Source organism: Neorhizobium alkalisoli (assembly GCF_007829835.1).
Classification (GTDB): Bacteria; Pseudomonadota; Alphaproteobacteria; order Rhizobiales; family Rhizobiaceae; genus Neorhizobium.
The window spans coordinates 67,483-92,570 of sequence record NZ_VIWP01000011.1 but is presented as its reverse complement, the minus strand read 5'-3'; the positions used below and the strand labels follow the sequence as shown (position 1 = coordinate 92,570).

The 25,088-nt window shown below is 56.8% G+C and carries 22 protein-coding genes and 3 pseudogenes; 13 read left to right on the top strand and 12 right to left on the bottom strand.

The genetic code is table 11. From position 1 onward, the window contains the following. Window positions 1-2: 2 nt before the first annotated feature. Genes FHW37_RS27980 through trbB form a run of 3 tightly spaced genes read right to left on the bottom strand, consistent with a single transcriptional unit; the run spans window position 3 to window position 1,645 of the window. Complete coding sequence (locus FHW37_RS27980) at window positions 3-302, bottom strand: conjugal transfer protein TrbD (RefSeq protein ID WP_145642431.1); 300 nt, start codon at window positions 300-302, stop codon at window positions 3-5. Beyond that, complete coding sequence (locus FHW37_RS27975) at window positions 295-684, bottom strand: TrbC/VirB2 family protein (RefSeq protein WP_145642430.1); 390 nt, start codon at window positions 682-684, stop codon at window positions 295-297. The genes FHW37_RS27980 and FHW37_RS27975 overlap by 8 nt, the downstream gene beginning before the upstream one ends. Further along, complete coding sequence (trbB, locus tag FHW37_RS27970; RefSeq protein WP_145642428.1) at window positions 674-1,645, bottom strand: P-type conjugative transfer ATPase TrbB; 972 nt, start codon at window positions 1,643-1,645, stop codon at window positions 674-676. Before trbB ends, FHW37_RS27975 begins: the two co-directional genes overlap by 11 nt. Before the next feature lie 729 nt (window positions 1,646-2,374). Here trbB and repA point away from each other — a divergent pair. The 4 genes from repA to FHW37_RS27945 all read left to right on the top strand — a co-directional run bounded on the left by repA (window position 2,375) and on the right by FHW37_RS27945 (window position 7,243). After that, window positions 2,375-3,586 carry a plasmid partitioning protein RepA gene (gene repA, locus FHW37_RS27965; protein WP_145642427.1) on the top strand — a complete coding sequence of 404 codons (1,212 nt, stop codon included), beginning with the start codon at window positions 2,375-2,377 and terminating at the stop codon, window positions 3,584-3,586. Continuing rightward, on the top strand, window positions 3,583-4,632 hold the full coding sequence (gene repB / locus FHW37_RS27960) for a plasmid partitioning protein RepB (RefSeq protein WP_432442907.1): 1,050 nt from the start codon (window positions 3,583-3,585) through the stop codon (window positions 4,630-4,632). Before repA ends, repB begins: the two co-directional genes overlap by 4 nt. 235 nt (window positions 4,633-4,867) lie before the next feature. Next, window positions 4,868-6,127: a plasmid replication protein RepC gene (gene repC / locus FHW37_RS27955; RefSeq protein ID WP_145642425.1), complete on the top strand. Its 1,260-nt coding sequence runs from the start codon at window positions 4,868-4,870 to the stop codon at window positions 6,125-6,127. A gap of 768 nt (window positions 6,128-6,895) precedes the next feature. After that, window positions 6,896-7,243 carry a hypothetical protein gene (locus FHW37_RS27945; protein WP_145642422.1) on the top strand — a complete coding sequence of 116 codons (348 nt, stop codon included), beginning with the start codon at window positions 6,896-6,898 and terminating at the stop codon, window positions 7,241-7,243. A 326-nt stretch (window positions 7,244-7,569) separates the two neighbouring features. Here the strand turns inward: FHW37_RS27945 and FHW37_RS27940 are convergent. The 4 genes and pseudogenes from FHW37_RS27940 to FHW37_RS27925 all read right to left on the bottom strand — a co-directional run. Continuing rightward, window positions 7,570-8,724, bottom strand: a pseudogene (locus FHW37_RS27940) (type II toxin-antitoxin system HipA family toxin); the annotation flags it as partial. Next, entirely contained in the window at window positions 8,721-8,951 is a 231-nt protein-coding gene (locus tag FHW37_RS27935) for a helix-turn-helix transcriptional regulator (RefSeq protein ID WP_145642420.1), read from the bottom strand. The pseudogene FHW37_RS27940 and the gene FHW37_RS27935, both read right to left, overlap by 4 nt. Before the next feature lie 174 nt (window positions 8,952-9,125). After that, window positions 9,126-9,473, bottom strand: coding sequence for a TraM recognition domain-containing protein (locus tag FHW37_RS27930; RefSeq protein ID WP_246690967.1), 348 nt, complete (start codon window positions 9,471-9,473; stop codon window positions 9,126-9,128). A gap of 1,384 nt (window positions 9,474-10,857) precedes the next feature. Beyond that, window positions 10,858-11,028, bottom strand: a pseudogene (locus tag FHW37_RS27925) (transposase); the annotation flags it as partial. A 1,304-nt stretch (window positions 11,029-12,332) separates the two neighbouring features. On the opposite strand from FHW37_RS27925, the pseudogene repC (FHW37_RS27920) reads away from it, so the two are divergent. Beyond that, a pseudogene (gene repC / locus FHW37_RS27920) lies at window positions 12,333-12,500 on the top strand (replication initiation protein RepC); the annotation flags it as partial. Between the two features lie 961 nt (window positions 12,501-13,461). Here the strand turns inward: repC (FHW37_RS27920) and FHW37_RS27915 are convergent. The 3 genes from FHW37_RS27915 to FHW37_RS27905 all read right to left on the bottom strand — a co-directional run bounded on the left by FHW37_RS27915 (window position 13,462) and on the right by FHW37_RS27905 (window position 16,491). Further along, window positions 13,462-14,472: a DUF7256 domain-containing protein gene (locus FHW37_RS27915; protein ID WP_145642418.1), complete on the bottom strand. Its 1,011-nt coding sequence runs from the start codon at window positions 14,470-14,472 to the stop codon at window positions 13,462-13,464. Window positions 14,473-15,049: 577 nt separating this feature from the next. Further along, entirely contained in the window at window positions 15,050-16,204 is a 1,155-nt protein-coding gene (locus FHW37_RS27910; protein WP_145642417.1) for a site-specific integrase, read from the bottom strand. Continuing rightward, window positions 16,204-16,491 (bottom strand): DUF7673 family protein, encoded by a 288-nt coding sequence (locus FHW37_RS27905; protein WP_145642415.1) that lies wholly within the window; start codon window positions 16,489-16,491, stop codon window positions 16,204-16,206. Before FHW37_RS27905 ends, FHW37_RS27910 begins: the two co-directional genes overlap by 1 nt. A gap of 169 nt (window positions 16,492-16,660) precedes the next feature. On the opposite strand from FHW37_RS27905, the gene FHW37_RS27900 reads away from it, so the two are divergent. From FHW37_RS27900 to FHW37_RS27865, 8 genes are all read left to right on the top strand, one after another. Continuing rightward, on the top strand, window positions 16,661-17,803 hold the full coding sequence (locus FHW37_RS27900; protein WP_281407286.1) for an RHE_PE00001 family protein: 1,143 nt from the start codon (window positions 16,661-16,663) through the stop codon (window positions 17,801-17,803). A 188-nt stretch (window positions 17,804-17,991) separates the two neighbouring features. Then, a complete protein-coding gene (locus tag FHW37_RS27895; RefSeq protein ID WP_246690954.1) occupies window positions 17,992-19,146 on the top strand; it encodes a Fic family protein in 1,155 nt (384 codons plus the stop codon). A 152-nt stretch (window positions 19,147-19,298) separates the two neighbouring features. Then, window positions 19,299-19,910, top strand: a complete 612-nt coding sequence (locus FHW37_RS27890) for a dTMP kinase (protein ID WP_186458439.1) — start codon at window positions 19,299-19,301, stop codon at window positions 19,908-19,910. Between the two features lie 90 nt (window positions 19,911-20,000). Further along, a complete protein-coding gene (locus tag FHW37_RS27885) occupies window positions 20,001-20,348 on the top strand; it encodes a hypothetical protein (RefSeq protein ID WP_145642407.1) in 348 nt (115 codons plus the stop codon). Then, entirely contained in the window at window positions 20,345-20,716 is a 372-nt protein-coding gene (locus tag FHW37_RS27880; protein WP_145642405.1) for a helix-turn-helix domain-containing protein, read from the top strand. The genes FHW37_RS27885 and FHW37_RS27880 overlap by 4 nt, the downstream gene beginning before the upstream one ends. 2 nt (window positions 20,717-20,718) lie before the next feature. Beyond that, entirely contained in the window at window positions 20,719-21,729 is a 1,011-nt protein-coding gene (locus FHW37_RS27875) for a protease inhibitor I42 family protein (protein ID WP_145642403.1), read from the top strand. Further along, window positions 21,726-22,403, top strand: a complete 678-nt coding sequence (locus FHW37_RS27870; protein ID WP_145642401.1) for a C1 family peptidase — start codon at window positions 21,726-21,728, stop codon at window positions 22,401-22,403. Before FHW37_RS27875 ends, FHW37_RS27870 begins: the two co-directional genes overlap by 4 nt. Continuing rightward, on the top strand, window positions 22,375-23,151 hold the full coding sequence (locus FHW37_RS27865) for a hypothetical protein (RefSeq protein WP_210249333.1): 777 nt from the start codon (window positions 22,375-22,377) through the stop codon (window positions 23,149-23,151). The genes FHW37_RS27870 and FHW37_RS27865 overlap by 29 nt, the downstream gene beginning before the upstream one ends. Here the strand turns inward: FHW37_RS27865 and FHW37_RS27860 are convergent. Beyond that, entirely contained in the window at window positions 23,148-23,816 is a 669-nt protein-coding gene (locus FHW37_RS27860; RefSeq protein ID WP_145642399.1) for a uracil-DNA glycosylase, read from the bottom strand. The two genes, FHW37_RS27865 and FHW37_RS27860, sit on opposite strands and share 4 nt — an antisense overlap. After that, on the bottom strand, window positions 23,813-24,961 hold the full coding sequence (locus tag FHW37_RS27855; protein ID WP_145642398.1) for a nucleoside triphosphate pyrophosphohydrolase family protein: 1,149 nt from the start codon (window positions 24,959-24,961) through the stop codon (window positions 23,813-23,815). Before FHW37_RS27855 ends, FHW37_RS27860 begins: the two co-directional genes overlap by 4 nt. Between the last annotated feature and the right edge of the window lie 127 nt (window positions 24,962-25,088).

Sequence of the window (25,088 nt, the reverse complement as noted above, 5' to 3'; positions counted from 1 at the left end):
CCTTAATACCGGCGCCAGGGCGATGATGTCGGCAGATAGTGTATCCGGTACCGCATATGACGGGCATAGACTTGGCGCATCATGGGATCGGCCTTTGCCATGCTGCGCAACAAACCAACCAGGACGATCCAGATCGCCATGCCGATAAGTGCCGAATAGAAGGTCAGGACCACGAATATGAGGATGATGGCGCAAAGGCCGGTCAGGAGCACAAGCTCGCGATCCGCGCCAATCAGAAGGTTCGGGCGCGATAGCGCACGATGGATGCGGTTACGCTGGAGCCCGGTGTTGGGATCAGGCATGACATCCCTCCGCTCTTCCGCGCGAAACCGGCCGCAGCGTCCCTGTTCCGTCGGTGGTTGCGGCGATTCCGATCGATGCACCGGTCGATCCGAATAGACCGACGATCGTCGTTGCGCCGAGCAGGATCCCTGCGGCAAGCACGACATACATCAGGCGCCGCGCGAACTCGTTGAGCTCTCCGCCAAAGATTAGCATGCCGCCTGCAACCGCGACGGCTGCGAGCGCGATATATCCAGCAACCGGTCCGGTAATCGACTGCTGGATCTGTTCAAGCGGGCCTTCCCAGGGAAGGCTTCCACCTGAACCGGCGAGTGCTGACCCGGCAAGTGCGCAGGAAAATGCGCCAGTGAGCCCCAGACGGAGAGTGCGATCAGGCGGCATGGCTGTCCTCCTCGGTTTTAGGGTAAACTTCTGTCTGGTAACGGGAGCCGGAAAAGCCCTCGACATGCAGCACTTCGCGCACCCGCCTGCCCCGTCCGGCCCGTTCGATAGAAATCACCAGATCCACGGCTTCGCCGATCACGGCCTGCATTGGCTGCTGGCTTACTTCCGCGGTGAGCTGCTCGAGACGGCTTAGCGCCGACGTCGCGGTGTTGGCATGGATGGTCGTTACGCCGCCGGGATGCCCGGTATTCCAGGCCTTAAGCAACGTCAGTGCCGCGCCGTCGCGAACTTCACCGACAATGATCCGGTCCGGCCGAAGACGCATCGTGCTCTTCAGAAGCCTGGCCATGTCGACTGCCTCACTTGTGTGCAGGCATACAGCGTTTTCCGCCGTGCAGCGTATCTCGGATGTGTCTTCCAAAATCACCATCCTGTCTTCCGGCGCTGCGTTGACGATCTCGGCGATCACAGCATTGGCAAGGGTTGTCTTTCCCGATCCGGTACCGCCGGCGATTACGATGTTGGCGCGGTTGACGATGGCGCTGCGAATAACCCCGGCCTGCGCTGCGGTCATGATGCTTGCAGCTACATAAGCGTCGAGTGGAATGAGCTGCGACGCTCGGCGACGGATCGTAAATGCCGGTGCGTTGACGACCGGCGGCAAAAGGCCCTCGAAACGGTGGCCGCCGATCGGAAGCTCGCCCGAAATGATCGGGCGCTCGCCATCGACCTCCGCCTGAAGCGCATGGGCAACGGAGCCGATCACGGTTTCCGCGGCGGATGCCGGCATCTCGCCGGCCGGCGCAACACCATGTCCAAGCCGCTCGATGAAAATCCGGCCATCCGGATTGAGCATGATCTCGACCACATCGGGGTCGTCGAGGGCGATGCAGAGCCGCTCGCCGAGTGCGTCCTGAAGTTTGCGAACAAGCCGGGAATGCGACTGGAGCATGGACAAGATCATCTCCTCGATTGGGTATGGGAGAAGACAAACGCAGGCAGCCGTTCGAAGTCCACGTGCAAATTTGCACCTCGCGACTCGCCGGCCTTTCCGTCAGGGTCGCGACAGTTCCTGTGGCCGCCGCAAGCACACAACTATCTGCTTGTTCCGCGCGGCTGTGTTGTTAGCGGTGGTCCGCGCGGCGGAAAGAGGAGAGTTAGGTATTATGGCACGAGCCAAAAAGGACGATCGATGCAATCCACGGGCTGTTTTGACGATGGCCTAATCTGGCGAGATACATTTTTCACCAGCACGGCGCTGTGAGCCCCTGCATCGTCGGCTTTGATGGAGCCTCCATGCGTCAGTCCCACCGGTGCGATCCTTGATCCAGCCAGACCGGTTTCGGAATGGAATCAGCGATTCTCCCCCAAAACAAGGGTCCGAGGCGGATAGAATCAGAGGAGCCGCTTGGATGTGGCAACCTGCAGGAACCGATTGCTGACGTGATGCATGCCTGCAATTGCGGGATTCACAGAAGAAGACGGGAGGTTAATCCCTTGGGTGCGCGGCTGATAAGTCACGGGAAAACAACGAAAAAAAGCAAGTTATCCCCGACCCGGGAACATCATCCAGATGGCTCTGTTAAGATTTGGTTTACCAACTATCAATTGACGGAATAGGGGAATCGGATAACTGTGCAGCGACGAAAATAGAGCGACGATCATCAAAAAACCGTCGTGAGGCAAAATGACGATCAACGGACGCGTGAGCGCAACACCAGAATCCTCTGCTGACAAGATCAGCAGGCAGGCAAGCCTGCTTTCGGCGCAGCTGCAGTCGATTCGCGAGCGCATCTATGAGCCTGAAACGTCCAAGACCCTGAAGACCTTTACCTCGAAAGATGTTGCGGCGCTTCTCGGCATCGCGGAATCGACTCTTCGTCAGATGTCTCTGGATGGCGAAAGCGCCATACCGGACCGAAAGGATAACGGCCGCCGCATCTACACTCTTGAGCATATCGGCCAATTGCGTGAGCACCTGGCACGCAAACGCCCAGGCGAAGCGCTCGAGTTCCTGCCACGTCGTCGAGAGGGCGACAAGCTGCAAGTCATCGCGGTCGCCAACTTCAAGGGCGGTTCGGCGAAGACCACGACGACGGTCCACCTTGCACATTATCTGGCCATTCAAGGTCTGCGGGTCCTCGCGATCGATCTCGATCCCCAGGCCTCCTTGTCGGCGATGTTCGGTTACCAGCCCGAATTCGATGTCGACGACAATGAGACCGTTTATGCGGCCATACGTTATGACGATCGGCGCCGACCGATCCGGGAAGTCATTCGGTCCTCCTATTTCCACGGGATCGACCTGATTCCGGCCAATCTCGAATTGATGGAATACGAACACGAGACGCCACAGGCGATCGCAGAGGGCCATGGCCGCGGAGACGGGATCTTTTTCAGAAGATTGGCTGCGGTGATTTCCGAAGTGGATGCGGATTACGATGTGGTCCTCATCGATGCGCCGCCGCAGCTTGGCTACCTGACGCTCGGCGCCTTGTGTGCCGCTACCGGCCTGATGATTACCATCCACCCGGCGATGATCGACGTTGCCAGCATGAACCAGTTCCTCGCGATGATGAGCGACCTGATGCACGTGATCGAGGACCGTGGCGGCGTCCTCAACCATGACTTCATCCGCTATGTCATCACCCGCCACAACCCCAATGACGGTCCGCAGATCAATGTCGTGACCCTGTTGCGCTCGCTGTTCAAGGACGATGTTTTGGCGCCGGCTGTGGTCGAAACCACGGCGATTGCCAGCGCCGGGCTTGAAAAGAAAAGCCTTTACGAGCTGAGCCGGGGGAATGTCACGCGCGATACATTGAATCGGGCGCTGGAATCCGTCGATGCGGTCAATGCCGAGATCTTCCGACATATCAAGGAAGTGTGGGGACGATGATGGCCAATCCGCGCGAACGCAATCAGCGTATGAAGAGCCTTTTCGGCAATGTCGATCCCGAAGAGCTTGCAAAGCATTCGCCGCCGCCGGTCGCCGACCAAGACAAGAGAAGGGTTGGGTCTTCCGCCGTCAAGTCGATGGACCGCGCCTTCGTATCCATCGAGGAAGAAAACAGGCGGCTACATGACCAGCTACTGTCTTCTGAACAGATCATTGAACTCGATCCGGAAAAGATCCTGCCGTCTTTCATCAATGACCGCATTGAAATCGAGAGCGATCCGAGTTTCGAAACATTTGTCGACAGCATCCGGGAAAATGGCCAAAAGCTGCCCATCCTGGTGCGGCCGCTCGACAGCAAACCGGGTTTCTATCAGGCGGCCTACGGCCATCGGAGGCTTCGGGCCTGCCAGATCCTCAAGCGGCCAGTCAAGGCGGTCATCCGCACGCTGAGCGACGAGGAACTGGTGATCTCGCAGGGCGTCGAGAATTCGGAACGCCTGAACCTTTCGTTTATAGAGCAAGGGCTTTTCGCCCTGGCACTGAAGGATCGCGGTTATTCGCGCGAGACGATTTCTACCGCACTTGGCCGAAGGGAAAACCAAGTCTTATCCTATGTCTCGGCCTTGACGAATACGGCAATTCTCATCCCCGAACATCTCGCTCGACTGATCGGGTCCGCCCCTTCGGTCGGAAGGCCGAAATGGGAAAAGCTCGGAAGTCTGATCCGCGATCGGGAACTGACGTCGCGGCAGCAATCTCTCGTCGATGGTCTGCGCGAATCCGCGGTCTGGAACGACAGTGACAGCGATAAACGCTTTGCCATGGTCCTCAAGGCTCTGGACCAGTCGGCGAAAACAGAACCGGCAATCCTCGAAGTCCCCGTTTCCGGTGGCGCGATCATCGTTGCGAAACGAGCCGGGCCGACGACCAGGATCTCAATACCGGACAATCATCTTCCCGGGCTTTCGGAATGGCTGCTGCAACGGCTTCCCGAGCTTGTGGAGGAGTTTCAAGCGAACCAGGGAAAGGACAGCGACATGTCCTGATCGCAGAAAACGGAAAAGGGCCTACCGACTGCAATCGACAGACCCTTCATCCATGTGCCAACGGATCGAAACCGAACCGTCAACGTCAGCTGTAACAAACTGATTCTAAGACGGCCGGTGCATTTTATCAACCCTCTGTCATCCCGGAGGTGAGGTTTTTTGCGTGCGCGCTCCTGAGGCTTCCTGAAAATTTTAAAGACAGGACCTGCGCCTTTCAGGACGCAGCAGGATCGCTATGACCGAAACGGCCCATGTTTCTTCCTTCCGGCGCGTTACGCCTGGCATTGTCGCCAGCGCGCGTCTTGCCATGTCCAATGACGTACCAGATACCAGCAAGTCGGAAATGGCGCTGCTTTTGAAGCGCGCCGCTCCGATCTTCGGCATCGACGGCACAACATACCATGTGCTCGATATCCTGCTCGGATTGTCACGCGCAGAGGATTGGAAAGGCGCCGGCCATCCGATCGTGGCAATCTCCAACGCCAAGCTTGCGGAATATACGATGCGCTCCGAGCGTACCGTGATCCGTTGCCTTCGGCGTCTCGTCGAGGCTGGGATCGCATCTTACCGCGACAGTTCCAGCGGACGCCGATTCATCTATCGCGGCGAAAGCGGGGAGATAATTTCAGGCTTCGGCATCGACTTCACGCCGGCGCGCGTCAGGATCGAGGAGATCAGGCGGTCCGTTGAAGACTACCGCATCCGCTTGAACGAGGAAATGGCTGCCAAGCGCGACATTGCGCGTCAGGCTCGAGCGATCGAAGATATCTGCCTTGCCTTCCCCGAGGTCGCCGCCGATCTTCGCCCCCAGCTTCAGACGGCCCTCACGAATCCAAGTGACATCACGACCAAGGCACGTGCCATCTGTGATTTGCACAACAAGGCCGTCGAGCAGGTCAGTGACCTATATAATGCTAAGATGACATCCGAGGGTGACATGAACGTCACTTCTAATACTAATACAACCCCAGAATCTTATTCTGAAAGTAGGAAACAGCGGACCGGCTCTAATGAGCCGGACAAAGCTAGTAAAAGTGCCGGCATAGCCGGCAAATCGGCTTTTGAAAAAAAGCCTGCGGCAGCGGCCACCGTGTCGCAAGTTCAAACTGAGCCTGTCGGTGGCAAGGACCCTGATCTGATTGCTGCCGAAGTGCTTGGCTCCGTGTCGATCGGTCTTCTCCAAGCCGCCTGCCGTGAAACCCAGTCAATGACCGGAACCCATATTGACAGCTGGTCCAGCCTCGCCCGCTCCGGTGAGATCTTCAGGAGGATGATCGGTCTCTCCGAAGCCGGATGGCTTGATGGCCGCAACAAGGTTGGGATCCACGCGGCCAGCGCGATCCTTGCGACGGTTGTCGAGAAATCTATCCGTGACCCAGATCAGATTTCCAAACCCGGCGGCTATTTCCGTGCCATGATCGACCGCGCGCTCGCCGGCAAGCTCAATCTCGAACGAAGCCTGTTTGGCCTCGCAGACAGCGGTTATGGGGGGTAGTTATCTGCAACAATCATGGAGGGTTCGGCAACGAACGCGCTCGCCAGCGGCTTTGTCGGGCAAATTGGCCTTGTGGTTCGTGCGTTCTTTCTCATCTTGGACATGAAATGCGCAACGGGCAGGAAAAACGGTCGATGATCGTGATCTTAGCCTCGCTTGCCGTCATCGTATTTGCATCTTTCAAACGCCTGAGGCTAACCGGGCTGTGCCGTGAAGTACCAAACGTCGCCTCCCCGGCTTTCGTGGCGGGCCTCTGAAAAAGGAAGGCCTTACTGAGCGCAAAGGTGTCGTGCTGAGTGAAAGCGAGCCTTTCTGTGGTGTGATTGACGCGCATCCAGACTGCGGCGGCGCATTGCGAAGATGTGATCGAGCATGCGACAGGACGGTCCATCGGGCGGCACGCAGGAGGCGGATTTGAAAGAATGGGAAATCTACACCGAAAGCTAGCGGCGATTGCGATGTGGTCCACCCAACCGAAGTACGATGCTTTTTTGGGCTTCGTATACGACTGGCAGACCCTGATTTCAGACGGTATCGCGCTTCTGGCAGGTGTAGTTGTCTATGCTCAATTGGTTGTCCAGCGAAAGCAACTAGCCGAAGACCGTCGGAAGCAACTGGAGTTATCGAAGCGTCGAGAACGAGCGGCGCGAATCCGCATACCGCACGTGCTTGCCGAGTTGATGGAGTTTGTCGAGGATGGGTTTTATAGCATGGGGTGGAAGTACGCTGAGCTCCATCAAGCTCCCTATGCGGCCTGTAGAGACGTTGATGTCGGTAGCGGAGACTATCGACGATAGCAGCTATGAAACGGTTCGCGAACTTGTGAATGCGCTACAGGTATTCGAGAGTCGCCACCTTGAGAGGAAGCGGCGGTCGCACTTCCATCCGGGACTGGCAGCCGTCGATTTGGCAAGGCTGGAATTTCAGGTAGATCGCCTGTTTCCATTCGGCAGAATGTCGAGCGAGGAAGCCGTGCCATTCATGAAGCCGGACAAAGACGATATAGCGGTAGTATTCAGCAAGCATGAAATGCGGCTTTCTGGTGAGGGAAAGGCCTCTGATATTGAGGAGCGGCTGGAGCAAGCTTTACGGTTGGTGCCTGCCAAGAAGGCATGAGCCCGCGCCCAGCTTGTGTATTCCGATTGACGCAATGCCAGGAAAACCAGAGATTTTTACGAGGAGGTATTCAGACCTGTTCGTGTATTCATTTCCCCATAGGCTCTGCCGCTATGGCTGCTACCAATTCGCGTCCTGAAATGCGTAAGGCACTTTCGTTACCAGCTTTCGTCATGACTTAATGAGGGGTCGAGGCCTCGTCCGCAGCGGTGCATCCAAATGGACAGTTATCAGACTGACAGAGATACCGGAATAGCGCGGTTCTGCTTCGATTTAGTTACCTCTGCGGCAGCAGCTGGATCACCCTGCACGATCGCTGAGGCATCACCTCCGTACGTCATGACGGCGCCGGATATCTCGGAAACACGGCGGCGAACCAGAGCAAAACCAATCCCGGCATCTTCCGCGAATGCCTTCCACCCTTCCCCATCCATCTCGGCCAGGGTCGCTCGTTTCCCAATCCTCATGGCCAATTTTGCCGAAAGGTCCGGGTATGCCACTGTCGAGAGCAAGTCATACAGCGGCGCCATTCTCGGTCCCTGGTCGTCGTACAGGATTGAGTAATTCTTGCCGTGAGCATCGGCATTTCCGACAATGAGATTGAAAATTGTTGCACCCAGCAGCTTCGCGATATCCATCGCCAGCCGCGCCGACGCACGCCGCAGCAGCTCAAAGCAATCCTTGAAGGTTGGTCCGCCTTCGCTAGCACATTTGCTTTCCGGCGGTACCCCGAGCGACTGACAAAAATCCTCCTGATGGATACGGCGCATGACGCCGAGATTATCGCGCCCGCGATCATATCGCTCGACCAGACGGAATTGACGGCCCTCCACAGTCCTTGCCTCTACCGGCGCGACGTCAAGGCCAATCGCGGCGGCGAGGCTCATCATGAATGCTTCGTTTTCGGTCGTCCCTTTGAAGCACGCGATCGGCGACTTCAGGATGTGCGTGGGAGGTTGCCCCGGCAATGGAAGGGCAATCTGACCATCAATGACGACAACAGGCACCTTCGACTGCGCGCCAGCCAAGCATAGCCGCCCCCCCCTCGCCGGGGGTAGAGGCCTGTTGGGAAGGGCATCCAATATTCGAACAATCCCAGCATCATCCAGTGGTGTCGGCTGAGCCCCGGCAATCACCGTCGCATCAGCCGGCAACTCACCTTCCGGCAGCAGCTAAAGCGCGGCGGCAACGTCGCCGCCTAAACGATCGAGAAGGGCGAAGTCGCTCCCTGGCGAAACGCCCAGAGCCTGTGCCGAAACCAGGCGCTGGCTCTCTTCAGGGAGAAGCCCCCCAAAAAATGGGCGGCATTCGCGGCGAGAGAATTGTTCCGGTCGCTTCGGCAAAGAGGCGGAAACCGGCGGCGTCGTCTGATCGACAAGCCATTCGTTTGCATTTCGAAAGGCGATATCGCCGTGTCTGTCCTGGGTAAACTGGCCGACGACACGGCTACCCCACCATACGTTCAGAACCCTTGACGTCATGGCCTGCACTCACCAGGTTCCAAAATATCGACCGAACAACCGAGGGTTTGCAGAACTTGCAACACTTTTCCGATCTGCGCTGTCGGCTTGCCGGCCTCGAGATCGACGATGAACCGCAGGCCCACGCCCGCGACGCCGGCAAGCTGGTCCTGCCGCAAGTTTTGCTCCTTGCGTACTGTTCTCACCAGGGCGCCGATATCGGCAGGACTTCTGACTGGTTTTGCCATTCGAATTTCCCGAGCGGGAAAATAGCAGTACCTTACCGAACTTGTCGAGCGAAATTTCCCGATCGGGAAATTAGGCCGCGGGAATCGCCATATCACTCTCGAAAATGCCCGATCGGGAAATTTAGGCGGTAGGCGTATCGGCCTGGACGCCAGCAGATTGGGAATGACGGCCCGCTAATTGGAAGTCCCAGAGCACTCGATATGAACGCTGCGTATCTCGCGAGGCAACCACAGCATCTGCTTCCGATCCAGCTTCCGTCGATATGCAGGGTGCTTATACGACACGATTGCATCGACAAGTGCAGGCGGCTTCGACCCTGCCACGGGTAGCACCCTCCCCCACTTCATCTCCAATATGTGATCGGCCGTCATCAGCTTTTGGCGCTGCTCTGCTATGGATGTCTTGCGGCTCTCTCCCAACTTCGCGGCCGACTGCTTGGTACGGATCGACACCGTCTGGTCGCCAAGCGCATTCGCAGCCCAATTGGCGGTTTCGAATTCGGCGCGGCCGAGACCGAAAATGCGGATGGAGCGAACGACCGAGCCACTACTGTCGTGGAACCAAGAATATTTAGGCGAAAGTGACGGGCTTTATGCCCCTGCCCTGCCAGTTCATAGGGCCGTGTAAATGCCTTTGGAGAATGCCCCTCGCGGCCCCTGATCGACGGTCGGTCAGAATACTCAGCTTCTCAAACAATAAGATCCCTACGGAATGCCGCGAACTGCTCATTCGCTAAACGAGCTTCCGCCTAACCGCGGTACGACATCTCTCAATGGCGCGCATGTCTTCAAAGGTCATGTGAGGAAGATCGCAGCAGCAGTCGATCTTCGGGGTTTGCCCTCCTTCGTAACTGGCGGGAGGCTGCGTCACCTCAGTTCTCTACCTCGTTAACGTGCTTCCGGTAATAATCCGTTGGGCGGCGAACATCGGCCGCTTGAGCGGCTTTGGATTATGACGTTGGCCTCGGGGCGGTTCATTACGTCTGCCTTGAAACTGTTCGCCGACTGCGCTGTGATGTCTCCGTCGATCGTGTTCGAGGTGCTCAGCGGTGAACGACGGTGCAAACAGGTTTCGCGAGGGTTCGGGCATAGCGCTTGGAATGAAAAAGGTGGCTATGAGCTGAAAGAGGCTTGCGGCGAGCAGCCGGCTTTTCGTCGAAGAGATGTTGTAGGAAGACACCTCTGTACCAATGCGCTACGCCCCTTCGCGGACAACCCTCGTCTTGGATAGTCAACGCCGCTTTTCCGTATAATCGCATGCATTGTGTTGCACATAAATCTCGCTAACGCCCATACAGATCGGAGTCTGCGGGAGCTTCGATACAATGATGACGTCGATGCTTCTCTCGTTCCTGATCGAGGCCGCCGTCATGAAATGCGAAAGCGGCTTGGACGCGTTGATCTGACCGTTATCGTTGGCCCTTTCGTGAAGGGTGAAGAGATAACCTTTTGCAGGCTTCCCGGGACCCGCGAGCGGGCGATGGTTGTCTTAAACAGCGGCGGGGGAAATCTTCACACCGGGCGGAGATTGGGAAATCTATCAGACTACGATCCTTCGCGCAGACCGGGCCATCTGATGCTCTTTGTGCGTCTGTACGCGTCTGATATGGTCGGGCGAAACGTCTCGGTTCCTCGGCGCGGAAGATTGCTCAGACAGCTGCGTTCGGCGGGATTGTCTGCGGGATTATGCCAGCCAAGGTACCACTCACTGCACAGCCCGGCAGGTCCCTACCTTACGGTCCGATGTCAGTCGCCACTTCGTTTCATGGTGCCCCGGCGGCTGCAGATGATGTAACTGCTGCCGCATTGGCCGTGCCGGAAGAGCGTAAAGGTTGTTTCCACGCACAGGCAATCCGTGCGTTCTATATTGTGATGTCAATCCCGCTAAAGTCAAACGCACATTGCTTTCGGGAAGGTCGTGCCAGTGAGCCCCAGAACGTAGCACCCACAGCACACCATTGACGAAGGTGAGATTGTTCACTCCGGTCCGGCCGGGATCGGCAGGCTTGCCGGGCAACAGATCGCAAATCCTGCGCCACTGCTCTGATGTCAGTTCGTAGCGCTTCGGCTTCAACATGATAGGCCTTCAGATGACAATCTGCAGGCCTATGAATCACAGATTAAAAACGTTTTGGATCCTGAATGTCGATTGGACCTAGACGATTGCTGAAATTTTGCAGGAACCTCTCCAACGCGACAATTATGCGGGCAGCACGTGGCTGTCTGTCGCCATTTCTACCGTCGTGTAGTTTGCCTTGTATTGCCATCCCGGGACAACGGGCGTCTATTACCCGAGAGAGTGAGGTCGGTATTTTAGCCGGCTTTTGCCATAGTCGAAGACGTTAACTTGCTGGGTCTGGATGGAGACGTGGTAAATGTGACCCCCTGCCCGTTCAAGTGGTGATGCTTCTCAGGTTCGGAAATGCTTCGAAAGAAACTTGCGTTGCGGAGTGCCGGCTGCATGAAGTGAGGTGAGCTAGGAAGTCACAATTGTGACTTCCTGGCCGGGCGCAGCCGAAGGCGCGTGTCGGTTACGGAGACGCTGCAGGGATTAGTCAGCGATTGCTCAGCGCCGAACTGAGGTGAGCGGACTGCCGGAGCAGAAGTCACAACTGTGACTTTCCCCTCATCGCCCCGCCCCTTGATGCCAGACGCGCAGGCACTCCGACGATCAGGCTGTGGGTGGCTGAGTGCCTTGTCCGGAAAATTGAAAGGGCGGCAGAGAAGTCACAATTGTGACCCAGCCAGGGTCCGGGCGCGGAGTTGTGTGAGGGGCCGGATGACATCTGTCCGGGATCTGCAACCGCCGTTTCGCCCTAGGTCCAGGCAGCACGAGGAGCCGGGCGTATACGGGCAGATCGACAACCGGCGGAATTACGGGAGGCCTCTGATAGGTGGTCGGAGGCAGGTGGTCCCTGACGTTGGTAGCGACGCGGCTGAAGGGCACTTCGGGCGTTGCGGGCGAGCGCCGATGAAGAACAGAAAGAGTGCCGTTGATCTTGTTAAAAACAGATCATATTCGTCCACATTTTCACGATCGATCCATGCGGCCTTAATCAGCTTCCAAGTAGCTGGAGGATCAACCAGGAGATCCGTCATGCTTAGAACCCGCTGGATAGCCTCTGCGCCATAGCGACGCTCATGAAGGGCGATGTAGTTTGAAAAGTCTCTATCTCGCCAAGACTGCGCTACCCCATCTCTGCGATGGCGATACCTCGTGTTATCGGCCTTGTGATAGCCAGGTATCGTCGTGACACTGACGAGCAGAGGGCGATGGATTATTTTCCTGACCGGGCCATCTCGAAGGTGAGAAATCAGGTCAGGGTGCAATGCTGCCAGTTTGTGATGTTGCTCCGCAAGATCAGCGATCACCGGTTTCTTGCTCTTATTTTATGCCACTGCGTCCTAGAAAAAGCAGGGCACATCAACTCACCAGGGGGATACCTTCGAGATCTAACAAGCCGGGCGGAACGCGGCGAATTCTCGCTCGGGCCGGTGCTGATGGCGCTGCTTCGATCTCAAGGAAGTAATCAACGGCAATTAGCGTGAGCCTTGATACGCATGGTGACGTGCGCATCCCGAGAGTTGTCAGCCGTACAGACAGTGATATTGTGAAACAAATACAATACGATGTTCGATATGGCTCCGATAGCCTCGCCGGCTGGACATAGCGCTTTCGGGCGAATTGGACTGGGATAGCCTGCCTAGTTTAGGATACCGCAGGTCTGCAAGCATTATGGCAAATAATTTCAGACACTGTCACCACCTTCATTCCGCAGTTCTACCTTAGAGGATTCAGCGACGCTGTTATAGGCGGAAGGCGCAGGTGTTCGTGTTCGACCAGTCGACAAAGAAGTCATTCCCCACATTGGTCCGAAACATAGGGGGCTCGCCGAATTTTCTTCCGCGCGACGCACGAGATTCTCCAAGTTGGCCAGAATCGCAGTTCTAGGCCGACTGGGCCGGTATAGTGGATAAGATGTTCAAGGTGTCGGGGAGGAGGAGGTTTTGGTTGTAGCGGATCCTCTAAGCCGGGCGATCATGTTTAAGCGTACCAACCGTCCCCGCATATAATCCCGCCCAGATCTTGCGGCCTGTCGCACTGGTGCAGGCGCTCGGCACGTTCATATAGCCTTTTCGACGAAGGCAGCGGAAAGGTCGGTCGCGATCATATCAGTGTCTAGGGAAGTTCGTCCCTCGTCCGTGAGACATCCCCCCGCCCTCGTATATGCCCATTCTCATCGACGGCGTGGACCCGAGTGGCACCGGGATAACGTGCAACAGCCAATCGTGCGACACCTTCGACCAAGTCCCATGGCGCTTCTATATTGATGATGTCTTCTCGGCTCACATCAGGGGGCGAGGCGCCATCCTTAAACACGATTATCGAAAATGTCGTCATCGAGCTTGTCACTCCCTTTTACATTCGCAGTCGAGAAGGCTTACCTGGAAGCTTCACTCATCGGGACAGTCCTGATCGAACGCAAGGAAATGTCTCCTCCAGGCAGGGCTATCTCAACTCTATGCCGCGCTGCTCGAGCTTTTTGAGGATCGCGTTCGTTTCGGGATTTGCCGCGAAGCGACCAGCTCTCTTGAGAGATGGTATTTCGAGTAGGGCTTCAAGATGATCGGCAGGAACATTGATGCTTACCCATTCGAGCCTGTGCAATGGGACAAGCGTGCGAAGATCGAATCTGTCGGTCATCGCGATCACCGATACCCCTTTAAGATTGGGGCAGCGATGAAGGTCGGAGGTATCATGGATGTCGAAAGCACTTCCTCCGCCACCCCAGAAGTACCAAGCGTATGAGTATATTTCCTCGCCTCCGTCAAACTGGATCCAGTCGACAGCGGCTAACTGCTCGGCAGTCAATGGATAGCGCAAAAGATAGCCAAGCGCCTGAGGAATGAGATCATAGCCTTCGTCCTCCAAATCGACTGGTCGATCGAGGATGTGGCTCGCGAGCTGTTGCGGTGTTCCAAGGTCTAGCATCTTCGATCTAAGGAGCGCAGACATGACGACAAGTTTCAGGTTAGGGTCTGCAAAGGGTGCTCCCGGAGCGCCAGCCGCCGCGGGATAGGGCGGAGCGGTTGGTTCGACATATTCTGCGTCTGGATTGGAGATCACGATCTCCATAACCTTGTCATACGAAATCCGAGCGGACAGCTCGCCCTCGGGAAGCCGCATCGTCCCCAAGCGGGTGCCACGGCGGACTTTGCTCTCCTCGCCGATCTTCATGGCAGGGATTATCGCGAGTATGTCGTCAAGGTGTAGTCCCATGGGTACGCCCGCGACCGTCTGTTTGAACCGCGACGTGAATTCGATCATGCCGATCTTTCCGATGCGATCCAGGCGAACGTTCACTCCGTATGTGTTTTCCAGGATATCGATCACGCCTCCTTTGTGTGGTGCCGGAGCGCGCCACATCAAGCCCATTGCCTTTTCGACGTCGGCAACCGTCATCCCCGGCCGTAAAGCCGCCAACGCACTCACGTCGACCGGCTCGTTCGATTCCGCCATACCAATTCCTCCTGTTCCTATCGCGGTGCCCAGACAAGTCAGACCGATCAAAAATTCTCGCTTTCGCATTATGCACCCTGCGAGGTGTACTTGACCTAAGCCCAATATCCACGCCTTAGATGACGCTGGATCGAGACTCGTCAATCTCATAGGGCACAACGATGCGTCATCCACGCTGCGCCGTGACAATTGTGAGCGATATCGGGACGCTTCGCAGGGGGCCAGCGATGAAAGAGCCGAATAGAACCGCTTGTTGATTGCCACTGAGGCGACGTTAAGGGGCGCTATAGACCAACGGCTTTGGTCAGATTGACGCGAAAACGATCCCGCCGCCGCTGATTTCTGCGGGTCGTCTCCGCTGAAGCATGACCGATGTCTCGTCGCCGCCGGCGAGAGAGGGGAGGAAGCTAGGGCCCGACACCTCCGGCGCTTAAACATCACCCCCAGCCGCCGTGCTGAGAGACGGCGCTGAGGTCTCCTCGACGTGATTTTAGGTGTTTTGCTCGATGATTTGACCCATTTCATCTATAATGGACATAATGTCCGATAACGCAGGATTATCAAACACATAGTTCCATTACAGGAGCCGCGCCGCCCGCCCGCTGCGCCGGGTAGCGCTGTTATAATAGCTGGATGCTTGCTGAACGGACCTGTGGCGGGATTGGTCCATCGCCTCCAGCAGTGGGACGTTCCGGATTGCGGCTTCCGTGAGATAGCCGGATCTCAGTCCATGCGCCGAAAACTCCCCAGCCTCCAACCCCGCCATCTCCGCCCGCTGCTTGACGATTGCGTTCACCGACTGCGGATCGAGCGCCCGCTTCGAAACCGTACCCCAGCGCCCGATCCCCCGAAACACGCTACCGCCGTCGATCTTGGCTGCAGCGATCCAGGCATTGAGTGCGTCGACCGGCCGGCCGGTCAGATAGACGACATCATCCTGCTCGCCACTGGTCGTTTTCGTCCGGCCGAGATGAATCGCGAGAGAGGGGAGGGGAGGGCTACCAGCAACCTCGATCGGCGCCTCGATGCTCAGTTGCTCAATCCGAAGCCCGGCAATCTCACTGCGCCGGCGGCCGCCCGAGCCAAACGCGACCATCAGGATGGCACGATCCCTAGTATCGCGCAGGCTGTCGGTCGAGCAGGTTGCCAGCAGCTTTGCCAAAATATCGCCAGTCACGGCCTTGGCGCTCTTCCGCTTCCGGGTCCGCGGGACCGCGCGCACGGCGAGACGAATGGCGGATTTGAGGGGAGGGGAGGCGAAGGCGCCATCGAGGCCGCGCCATTTCGTCAGCGTCGACCAGTTCGCCAGCCGCCGACGCACCGTCGCCGGCGCGTGTGGACCAGTGGATTTCAGAAAACCTTGGGCGCGTAGATTGTCGGTGACGTCAGCCGGCATGCCGTGATCGGGATCGTTGGCGCGCTTTTCCGGATCCCACAGATGCTGCGCGACAAATTTCAAAAGCAGGGCCTCGGGCGCCGGCCAGGGCAGTGATCTTCTCGTCACCGCCAGTGCCCAGGCTTCGAGATAGGCAAGATCGGAGGTAAGGGCCCGCAGCGTGTTGGCGCCCATGCCCTCGTTGACGAGATGGCGCAGCGTTTCGATATCGGCGTCGGTCAGCAGCTCAGCGAGTTCATCTCGTCGGTCGATCGGCAGCACGGATGCGATCGTGTCGAGCTCGACGGCGCGCCGTTCCACACCGGAGAGTTTGGCCGCTTTTTTGGCGGAAACCATCAGGCTGTCTCGGCCTGTGGCCGCCAGCGCGCTATGATCTGGACGATTTCCTGCTTGTAGTCGTCCGGGTATATCAAAGTGTCATGCCGGGCCAACCAGGTGAAAATCGTCCCCATGTCCTCGCAGACATGGGGATCGAGATCGGCAAGATCGGTCAGGTTGAAGCCACCATGGACGTCGGCATTCCACCAGGCGAGAATGAAGTTCGCAACACGGCGCCCTTGGCCACTGTCTTCATGGGCGACATTGAGGAGCTTCTCCAATGCGAAACGGACGAAATCTTCCATGGAAGCGGCCTTTGCGGAGCGGGATTTGGCCCAGATTCGGTGAATTCGCGGCCTCTGTCAATCTACCATCGATAAGAGGTACCTATCGATGGTTATACTGCCAACCGAACATCATACCATGTGAGGAACTATAATATTTAAATAGAGTTCTTGTAAGAAATCATTTACCATAAATTCAATGGCTTACGATGTTTCGAAAATCAGCATCAACACCCTGATGCGGCCGGCTTTTGAGGCCGGCCTTGCCTTGACCCGTCTCGACGAGCGCGTCGCCCGCTCGCGGGTCGGCGCGGGCTTCCTCAAGCGGCAAAATTTCGCCGACGCCTGTGCCTCCCTCTGGATCGACGGCGAACTCGTCCATATCGAAGACCTCGTCCTCCACGACGCTTTGCGCGATACCCGCACCCCCACCCATGAACTCACCATCGCCCGCGACGTGCTGAGGACCCGCCGGCGCATTGCCGCGCAGTCGCGGGATTGGGCACTGTCGGCCGAGGGTATCCGGAGTTTGCGACAGACGTCAGAGATCACTCCGGTCGGCGCGGCCGAGGTGGAGACAGTCGGCGTCATTCGACCTGTCGTCGCGGTGGCGGTCGATCCGGAAGGGGAGGGGGATGATGATGACACGGATAGTATCGCCGGCGTCGACTATGCCGCAATAGACGCTTTGCTGGCCCGTTCGGAGGCGGCGATCGAGCAAGCGAAGCGGCCAGGACGCGCCGACACCCGTGAACGAGACCCGCTTGTCTATGATCTCGACTGGGACGAGGATGCCCGGCTCGACGAATGGCGTGCTGTGTTGCGGCAGACCGAACACCTGCCAGTGGTGCTGCAGGCGATTGTCGCCGTCGATTCCTGGAACGAGCTGTCCGTGCTGCAGCACGCGCCCTGGCTTGGCCGGCTGCTTGCTGCGTCCATCCTGCGCGAGGCTGGCATCACGTCAGGCTCCCATCTCACCGCCATCAATCTCGGCCTCAAAACCATTCCCGTCGATCGCCGCCGGCATCGCGACCGCGAAACCCGGCTGCTCGCCATCGCCCACGGGCTTTTGGCGGCCGCCGAGATCGGCATGAAGGAACATGACCGGCTGACGCTGGCCCGCACCCTGATGGACCGGAAGTTGGACGGACGTCGGACGTCTTCGAAGCTGCCGGAACTGGTCGAGCTGGTAATGGCCAAACCATTGGTGTCGGCCGGGATGGTTGCGAAGACGCTCGAGGTCACGCCGCAGGCGGCGCGGCGGATCGTTTTGGAACTCGGCCTCCGCGAGATGACGGGGAGGGGGAGGTTTCGGGCGTGGGGTGTATTGTGACAAGCAGATAGAGACCTGATATCGTTCGCGGGATGTCGCTGGCCTGATAGTCGGTCAACGTTCTCTGGTTTGTCATAGACCGGCAAAAATACCGGCAATATGATTGCTTGAGATGCAACCTATCGCTATGTTCTCAAAGAGAAATCTAACGGCATTAAAAGCGGCAAAATATGGTCACCTTGGCGAGCATGGAACCACTGCTTCCCGACAGCAACAAAGAGTTGGAAGACGTCGCCATCGAACTTACCTCGGCGGCCAATCGGTTCGCGGCACGACTGCACCCGATTATGCGGGCGTCGGTCGGAGACCTCGTGCGTTCGATGAACTGCTATTACTCGAATCTCATCGAGGGACACAACACGCTTCCTATCGACATCGACCGCGCAATGGCAGGAGAGTATGCGCAAGAACCAGAAAAACGGAACCTTCAGCTTGAGGCGCGTGCCCATATTGAAGTGCAACAGCTGATCGATAGCAGCGAAATGCCTTTTCCTGTTCTGTCGCTCGACGGCATCTGCTGGATACACGGAGAATTCTGCCGGCGGCTACCCGATGAGCTACTCACCGTCCGCAATCCAGACACGGGCGAAGAAATAAAAATGGTTCCCGGGCAGCTGAGAACACGGCATGTGAAGGTCGGCGAACACATTGCGCCGGAGCCTGACATGATCAGGCCGCTGATCGGGAGGTTTGTCGAGGCCTATTCATTCAAGATGCTTTCCAAGTTGCAGAAGATCATCGGGGTTGGCGCATCTCATCACCGCCTCGCGTGGATCCACCCATTCTTTGACGGCAATGGGCGTGTCTCACGGCTATTTTCTCATGCGCTTCTTCGAGATCTCGGGATCGGTTCAGAACTGTGGTCTGTGTCACGAGGGCTTGCCAGAAATGTCTCCGACTACAAGCGGTTGCTTGCCCAAGCTGATCAGCCCCGCCGCGGAGATCTCGATGGACGGGGCAACCTAACTCAAGCTGGTCTGGCCGAATTCACCGCCTTCTTTCTGACCTGCTGTCTGGACCAAGTCACATTCATGGAAAGTATTCTCAAGCCAGAGGAGCTGTTGAATCGCGTCGAAGTGTGGTGCGCCGAAGAAGTTCAAATGCAGCGGCTTTCAAAAGGCAGCTGGCCGCTGTTGCGTGAAGCTATTCTTGCAGGTGAATTCGCGCGCTCGCAGGTACAATCTCTGACAGGATATCAAGAACGGCAAGCCCGCACCGTCCTATCCGGTCTGCTGGACCGCGGTGTACTCACTTCGCCCAGCTCAAAGGGAAAAGTCCGTCTCGGTTTCCCGGTCGAAATAATCGAACGATGGCTTCCACGTCTCTACCCGGCCGTTCAATAGTCGGTCTTAACCGAAAAATTTTGCTTCAGCTTCAGGAGTGCTGAGCAGGATTGACGGTCAGAAAGGTTCTTTTACACAAAATGCTATTTTGACCTTTAAAGTGGCGGTTTGAATGCCTATTGTCTCTCAAGGGTTGTGTCGAGAGGGGCAAAGTGACGGGCAAGCTCATATTCATCGAAGGGCCGGATGGCGTAGGCAAGACAACGACCATCGATAATCTAAAGGCAAAACTGGAGCTGCGGCCCGAGCTCTACGAATTCCTTAGCTTCCCCGGTAAAGCAGTGGGAACCCTCGGGAACCTCGTCTACGAAATCCATCATGATCCCTTGAAGTTTGGCGTCTCAGAAATGTCGGGTCTTTCAAAGCAGGCTCTGCATATTGCAGCCCACCTTGACGCGATCGAGCGCATAATCGGTCCTAAGCTCGATATGGGGACGAACATCGTCTTGGATCGGTTCTGGTGGTCAACACTGGTATACGGCAGCGCGAGCGGAGCAAATCCGAATGCGCTTGTCGGATTGGTGGAGGCAGAGAAAACCCTTTGGGGCGCTAGGAAGCCTGCTTTGGCGATCTTGTTGGATCGCGACGCTCCGATCGAACGTGACGACAAGCTGTCCGAGTGGCTGAAGCTCAGAGCAGCCTATCGCGCTTTGGCCGAGAAGGAACGCCTTTCCTATCCGGTGTGCATTATCGAAAATGCCACATCACATGATGACGCAGTTTCGCAGATCCTCACGGCGATCGATCATCCCAAGGAACATTGAAAAGGGCGTGTCTGAAATTCGGACATTAATGTTTGAATTCCCGACAATTCATGTTATGTTCCGGTTTCAACGCTGCGGAGGGAGTTGCAGATGCCCATAGAACTTGATGAGCCCACAATCACTATTCCGAAATATCCGGCCGATGAAGTCCGGGAAGTCTTGACCGGCGAACTCATCACTTCGGTCAAAGATCTGTCTGACATTCAGGGTATTGTTCTGCCGACGGAGAAGAAGGAGCTTGTCGTCAAGACGCTTCACATCGATTCCCACACGCTTGTTGAAATACTCTGCTCGCTAGACCCGGTTGTTGGTTTCGAAGTCGGCCAGGAAGCGTTGAGACCTGGTGGATACGATTCTATTGAAGAGGCAGTCATCGACGTGACCGCTCGCCTCGAAAAGCTCTGGGCCGAGCACTATGCCAAGAAGGTGAAGGCATGAACTCGCCGTCGCGGCCAGGGGGCGGCGATGATGCCGAGCGGCTGGCGATGGCAGAGAAGCTGCGCCGTTGCAGGGAATATCTCGGCCTGAATCAAGACGAGGTTTCCAACCATCTCGGCATCCCTCGAAGTGCGCTGTCCAATATCGAAAACGGGCAACGAAAGGTTGACGCAATCGAGCTGCGTAAGCTTGCCGATCTCTATCGCAGGCCGGTCAGCTATTTCACCGGTGAAGTCGAGCAGGAACCGGTTCAAACCGAAGTCCAGCATCTTGCCCGCACCGCTTCCGAGCTTTCGAAAAACGATCTGCAGGAACTCAGCCAGTTCGCAGATTTTCTCAAAAGCCGATCAGCGATGAAGGAGGAGTGAAGATGACGGCGATCGAGGATGCCATCAAAAAGGCAATCGTTGCTGCGGGGAGGCTGCAGGGAGATTTGAGCATCAGAGATCGCATCGATCGATCACATGGCCAAATCGATGTGTTTGGTGTGCTCGCTCATCTGGACGTGCCCCTACTTTTTCGACCGCTCGAAGGCCTGCTTGGCGCCTTCCTGAACGAGCCTTCACCGGGCGTTCTCGTCACGACTAAGCGTCCGCTAAGCGTACAACGCTTTACTGCCGCGCATGAACTCGGCCACTATTATTTGCGGCACAAGCCCAGCCTCGATGACGAGTCCATCTTGCGCCGAAGTCCGTTCATGGCGTCGCGTAACGCGAACCTGCAGGAGGTTGAAGCAGACGCATTCGCTGCCTCATTCCTGTTGCCGCAGTGGCTAGTCGTTCGGCACTGCAAACGGCAGGGGTGGACAACAGCTGACTTTACAAGCGCGCGGATCGTCTATCAGTTGTCGCTGCGGGCTGGGACAAGTTATGCGGCAACATGCTGGACGCTTGCCCGATACAAGATGCTCTCCCGCTCCCAGGCTAAAGCGCTCAGCGAGATCGAACCGAAGACAATCAAGAAAGCAATTCTCGGTTCGGTCGAGCCGACCAACTATTACGGCGATGTCTGGGAACTAACCGAGGCCGATAGGGGAGAACTTATCCATGGTGGCCCCGGTGACCTGTTCATCCTACGCTTGGAAGAGCACGCCGGCGCCGGTTACCTCTGGCGCTTAGATGAGCTTGATGAACACGGATTTGCGCTGAGGGAAGATACGCGCGAACAATACCACGAAAGTGAACAAGCCGGCGGACCGGTGACAAGGCGGATCGTCGCGGAGTCCAAGCGGCAACAGAATGGTGCGTTGCGACTAAGTGAAGCGCGGCCATGGCAACCAAATTCGATTGCCAACCAATATGCGGTTGACCTCGACCTCTATGGACCGGAAAGCGAGGGCTTCTCGCGGGCCGAGCGCCGTTTCCGTTTGGAGGCGGCATGACGCAGCCGGTGATAAAGCATGACCTCCGTCATCTGTTTGGAGAGGTACGCGACCAAGGTCTGCGACCTACCTGTTTGGCGTTTGCGGTTAGCGACTGTCACGCGGCTCATCGTGAGGGATGGGAACCGCTCTCCGCCGAGTTCGCGTTCTATCAAGCGCAGAGACGAGCCGGACTGCCGCCGACGGCTGGTTCAGCACTGCTCCACGTTCTTGAAGCTGTCCGTGAGGATGGGCAACCGGCCGAAGCCGGCTGGCCGTACCTTGCGGATCTGCCATCGGATATCAGCAAATGGGGACCACCGTCCGTTTCGCAGAAATACTTCCGCGCTTCCGAACGCGCGGACGGCTCATTCGCTGAAATCGTTGGCTATCTGTCGATGGGCTCACCACCGGTCCTCGTTCTGACGATCGGGGAGCAGTTCTTTGTCCCGGACAAGCAAGGCGTTGTACGTGCGATCGACGGTGAAGCCGATGTGGCGCGTCATGCAGTTGTTGCCGTTGCATCCGGACAAACCGCCGATGGGAATTGGCTCCTCATACGCAATTCCTGGGGACCCACCTGGGGGATCGACGGTCATGCCTGGATTTCTGAACAATATGTTTCACGCCGATTGCACCGGCTTGCGGTACTGAAGGAGGATCTGAGTGTATCTGCCCATAAAACAGCAGCCTAGTTGCGCGTCGGCTTGGCTACTTGCCGCAAACACCGTCAACGAAGAGCCTCATCATGAGGCGCAGAACGTCATTATTGATGTTGCAGATCCGACGGCAATGACCGATGACGATCGAGAGGTCATTGCCTTGGTCGACCGGCATCTCCGCGATCACAGCAAGTATCCCGTGGAAACGGTGGCCAACACGATCTTCCCCCAGTCTCTTTTCAGCAGGCACGGTAGTCCCGCCTTCTATGACGTCTATAAAGAAAAGGTAATGCCGCGCATCGCCAAGGGCGACTGGGGTCGATATTTCGACAGGATGATATCGTTTCCACTTCAGAAAAAGGGAAAGGACATCAATCCTCTCCGTGACATCGTTGACAAAATGAAAAATCAGGTCGCCGGCGCAAGGTGCTTTCGTAACGTTTACGAACTCACAGTCTACGATCCGATCCGGGACGCCGGGCCCCTCATGAACAGGCAGTGCCTGAGCTTCCTAAGCTTCAAGCTGACCGATGGACCTGACCGAAGACTGCTGCTGACCGCAGTTTATCGCAATCACTACTACATTCAGCGCCTTCTCGGGAATCTGATCGGCCTTGGACGCCTGATGAAATTTGTCGCCAACGAGGTGGGTGTCGAAGTCGGATCCCTCACCATCGTATCCACCCATGCAGATGTTGATTGCCCGTCCAATCGACGCGAGGACGTCGACGAATTGTTGAAGGAGGCAATGGCGATCGGCAATCTAAGGCTGGTGGCTTAGAGCAAATGGAGCTGAGCGTCCCGAATGGGTTTTGCGCGAACGTGGTAAAACTCTTCGAGTCCGCCGATGAAGTCGCTTTGTCCGCCATAACTCGGATGGCGAACGGCCGTCGCTTCGAGCCCGAGATCGGCCAGGGCTGCTTGAGCATCGCGCCCGATCGCGATCAGGTGTTTTGGCTTCAGTGTAGCAATGAGCGACTGCAAGATCGGCTTGCAGGCCATTCGCTCACTGCGGGTATGGCACCTGTTTGTCATCGGTTCGCCAGGTCCGTGCGGATGAAACGGGAAAACGTTCCAGAGGAAGATCGGCTGCTCGATCGACCGCAGCATCTGCCAGACTACCGTCGCGGTGCGCTCCGCTACAGGTGGTCCCTTCGTGGCTCTTCTCAACGGCTCTGTTCCGAGAAGTTGAGCATGCCAGTCGAGGTGCGCTTCGTCGGTTAAAGCAAGACCTGTGCGCCGCCCGCCCCGATATCCGAGGTCCCGAGCGATCCAGAAAGAATGTACGCCTTTTTCGATCGCGGCATTCAATACGGCCTCGAGGTTCCTCCTGCGGACGGCCGGTGCATCATCGGCATCAAAATCCGGGCACGCGTCAGCGTACGGATTGAACGCGTTATCGAAGTGGTACGAAGCAAGTTCGTCGACAAAGGCAGCAGGTTTCATGGCGCAAGCTCCTGCACGATCATATCGCGTTTGTCCAGATCAAGGATGAGGCGTCCGCGTCGGTGCTGACGCAGGAATCGGTAGGCTGTGTTACCTTTCAGGATCGCTTCTTCCCATAGCCACAGCGGGCATCTTTCCGCCTCAAACCCCTGGACGAAGCCTCTCACAGTCTTCAGCAGATTGAAATCGACCTCATCACGTCCTTCAAAGAAGTCATGCTCCTTGGCCCTTGCGAAGACGTAAGCGGCCACGCCTTCTTCAAGGATGATCGCACGGGCCCCATCTTCTCCGTCATCAACTTTTGTTTTGCTCTTTCTTTTGAGCTTCAACAATGCGCGCGTGACTGGAGACCAGCCTAAGACTGCTGCGTAGGCATAGTGGAAAGCGTCATGAAAGCGATAGAAATCCTCCACGACACTGTTGTCGGTCAATCGATCACCGATGTTGACGCCGTTGCAGCGCTGATAAACGTACTGCTTCGTGCCTGAAAAGCGCTCGAAAATCTCAATTTCGAGCTTGCGAGGCAATTGTTCTTCCGGCGGGAACTCGAGGTCGAACAGTGGCGGCGGCGTGCGATCGGTTGGCCAACGATCTTGAGCCTTCTGAATGTTGTGGACCGCCGCCTCTCCCAAGGTGACCCCCGCCTCTGTGGCGGCATGCACCAGATTGCGGAAAATGACTCTTAGCCTGGTGCCAAGGGCGGTGGGATCAATATGCGATATCGCTTCTCCGTTGTCGTTGGCGAGATTGCCGACGGAATTCGCCAGTTTTAGGAGAGTGCGTGCAAATTCAGTTGTCGGCGCGGCCAGAGGGAGAGTTTTCTGGGGTTGCAGGTTTATGAAGAGAAGCGGCCCACCGGATCCGGTGCCAAATTCATCCGCGATGTCTTCCAGTCGAATGTCTGCGTGCGCCGCAATGACTGCAAGATACCAAAGTGCATCTCCGAATTCTTCTATCACGCCACTTTCATAGGAATCGTAGGCCTTGGAATCGCGTTGCTTCTTTTTTACCTCGCTTAGAAGGCTGCCGGTCTCTCCGAACAGTCCCAGTATCGGCAGGCTAAGATTGGCTCCCTTGATCCGCGTTCGATCTGTTTTAACGGCCAATTCCTGGTATTCGTTCAGTGATAAAGTCGATGCTTTCATCGCGAATCCCCCCTCGCAAGGAGAGATTGCCAGATGATCGCGGGGTTCGGAATCCGATTTACTGAACTTATACGTGCTGTGGCTTGTCAGCCACACGTCGCCCGGTTTAGGTTGGATCATCGTCAAA

Coding starts and splice junctions, on each gene's coding strand:
- FHW37_RS27975 (WP_145642430.1), bottom strand. CDS start 684: ATGCCGCCTGATCGCACTCTCCGTCTGGGGCTCACTGGCGCATTTTCC.
- FHW37_RS27860 (WP_145642399.1), bottom strand. CDS start 23,816: ATGAAACCTGCTGCCTTTGTCGACGAACTTGCTTCGTACCACTTCGAT.
- repC (WP_145642425.1), top strand. CDS start 4,868: ATGACCGAAACGGCCCATGTTTCTTCCTTCCGGCGCGTTACGCCTGGC.
- repA (WP_145642427.1), top strand. CDS start 2,375: ATGACGATCAACGGACGCGTGAGCGCAACACCAGAATCCTCTGCTGAC.
- FHW37_RS27980 (WP_145642431.1), bottom strand. CDS start 302: ATGCCTGATCCCAACACCGGGCTCCAGCGTAACCGCATCCATCGTGCG.
- FHW37_RS27885 (WP_145642407.1), top strand. CDS start 20,001: ATGCCCATAGAACTTGATGAGCCCACAATCACTATTCCGAAATATCCG.
- FHW37_RS27875 (WP_145642403.1), top strand. CDS start 20,719: ATGACGGCGATCGAGGATGCCATCAAAAAGGCAATCGTTGCTGCGGGG.
- FHW37_RS27895 (WP_246690954.1), top strand. CDS start 17,992: ATGGAACCACTGCTTCCCGACAGCAACAAAGAGTTGGAAGACGTCGCC.
- FHW37_RS27935 (WP_145642420.1), bottom strand. CDS start 8,951: ATGGCAAAACCAGTCAGAAGTCCTGCCGATATCGGCGCCCTGGTGAGA.
- FHW37_RS27870 (WP_145642401.1), top strand. CDS start 21,726: ATGACGCAGCCGGTGATAAAGCATGACCTCCGTCATCTGTTTGGAGAG.
- FHW37_RS27915 (WP_145642418.1), bottom strand. CDS start 14,472: ATGGCGGAATCGAACGAGCCGGTCGACGTGAGTGCGTTGGCGGCTTTA.
- FHW37_RS27905 (WP_145642415.1), bottom strand. CDS start 16,491: ATGGAAGATTTCGTCCGTTTCGCATTGGAGAAGCTCCTCAATGTCGCC.
- FHW37_RS27880 (WP_145642405.1), top strand. CDS start 20,345: ATGAACTCGCCGTCGCGGCCAGGGGGCGGCGATGATGCCGAGCGGCTG.
- FHW37_RS27855 (WP_145642398.1), bottom strand. CDS start 24,961: ATGAAAGCATCGACTTTATCACTGAACGAATACCAGGAATTGGCCGTT.
- repB (WP_432442907.1), top strand. CDS start 3,583: ATGATGGCCAATCCGCGCGAACGCAATCAGCGTATGAAGAGCCTTTTC.
- FHW37_RS27945 (WP_145642422.1), top strand. CDS start 6,896: ATGTCGGTAGCGGAGACTATCGACGATAGCAGCTATGAAACGGTTCGC.
- FHW37_RS27910 (WP_145642417.1), bottom strand. CDS start 16,204: ATGGTTTCCGCCAAAAAAGCGGCCAAACTCTCCGGTGTGGAACGGCGC.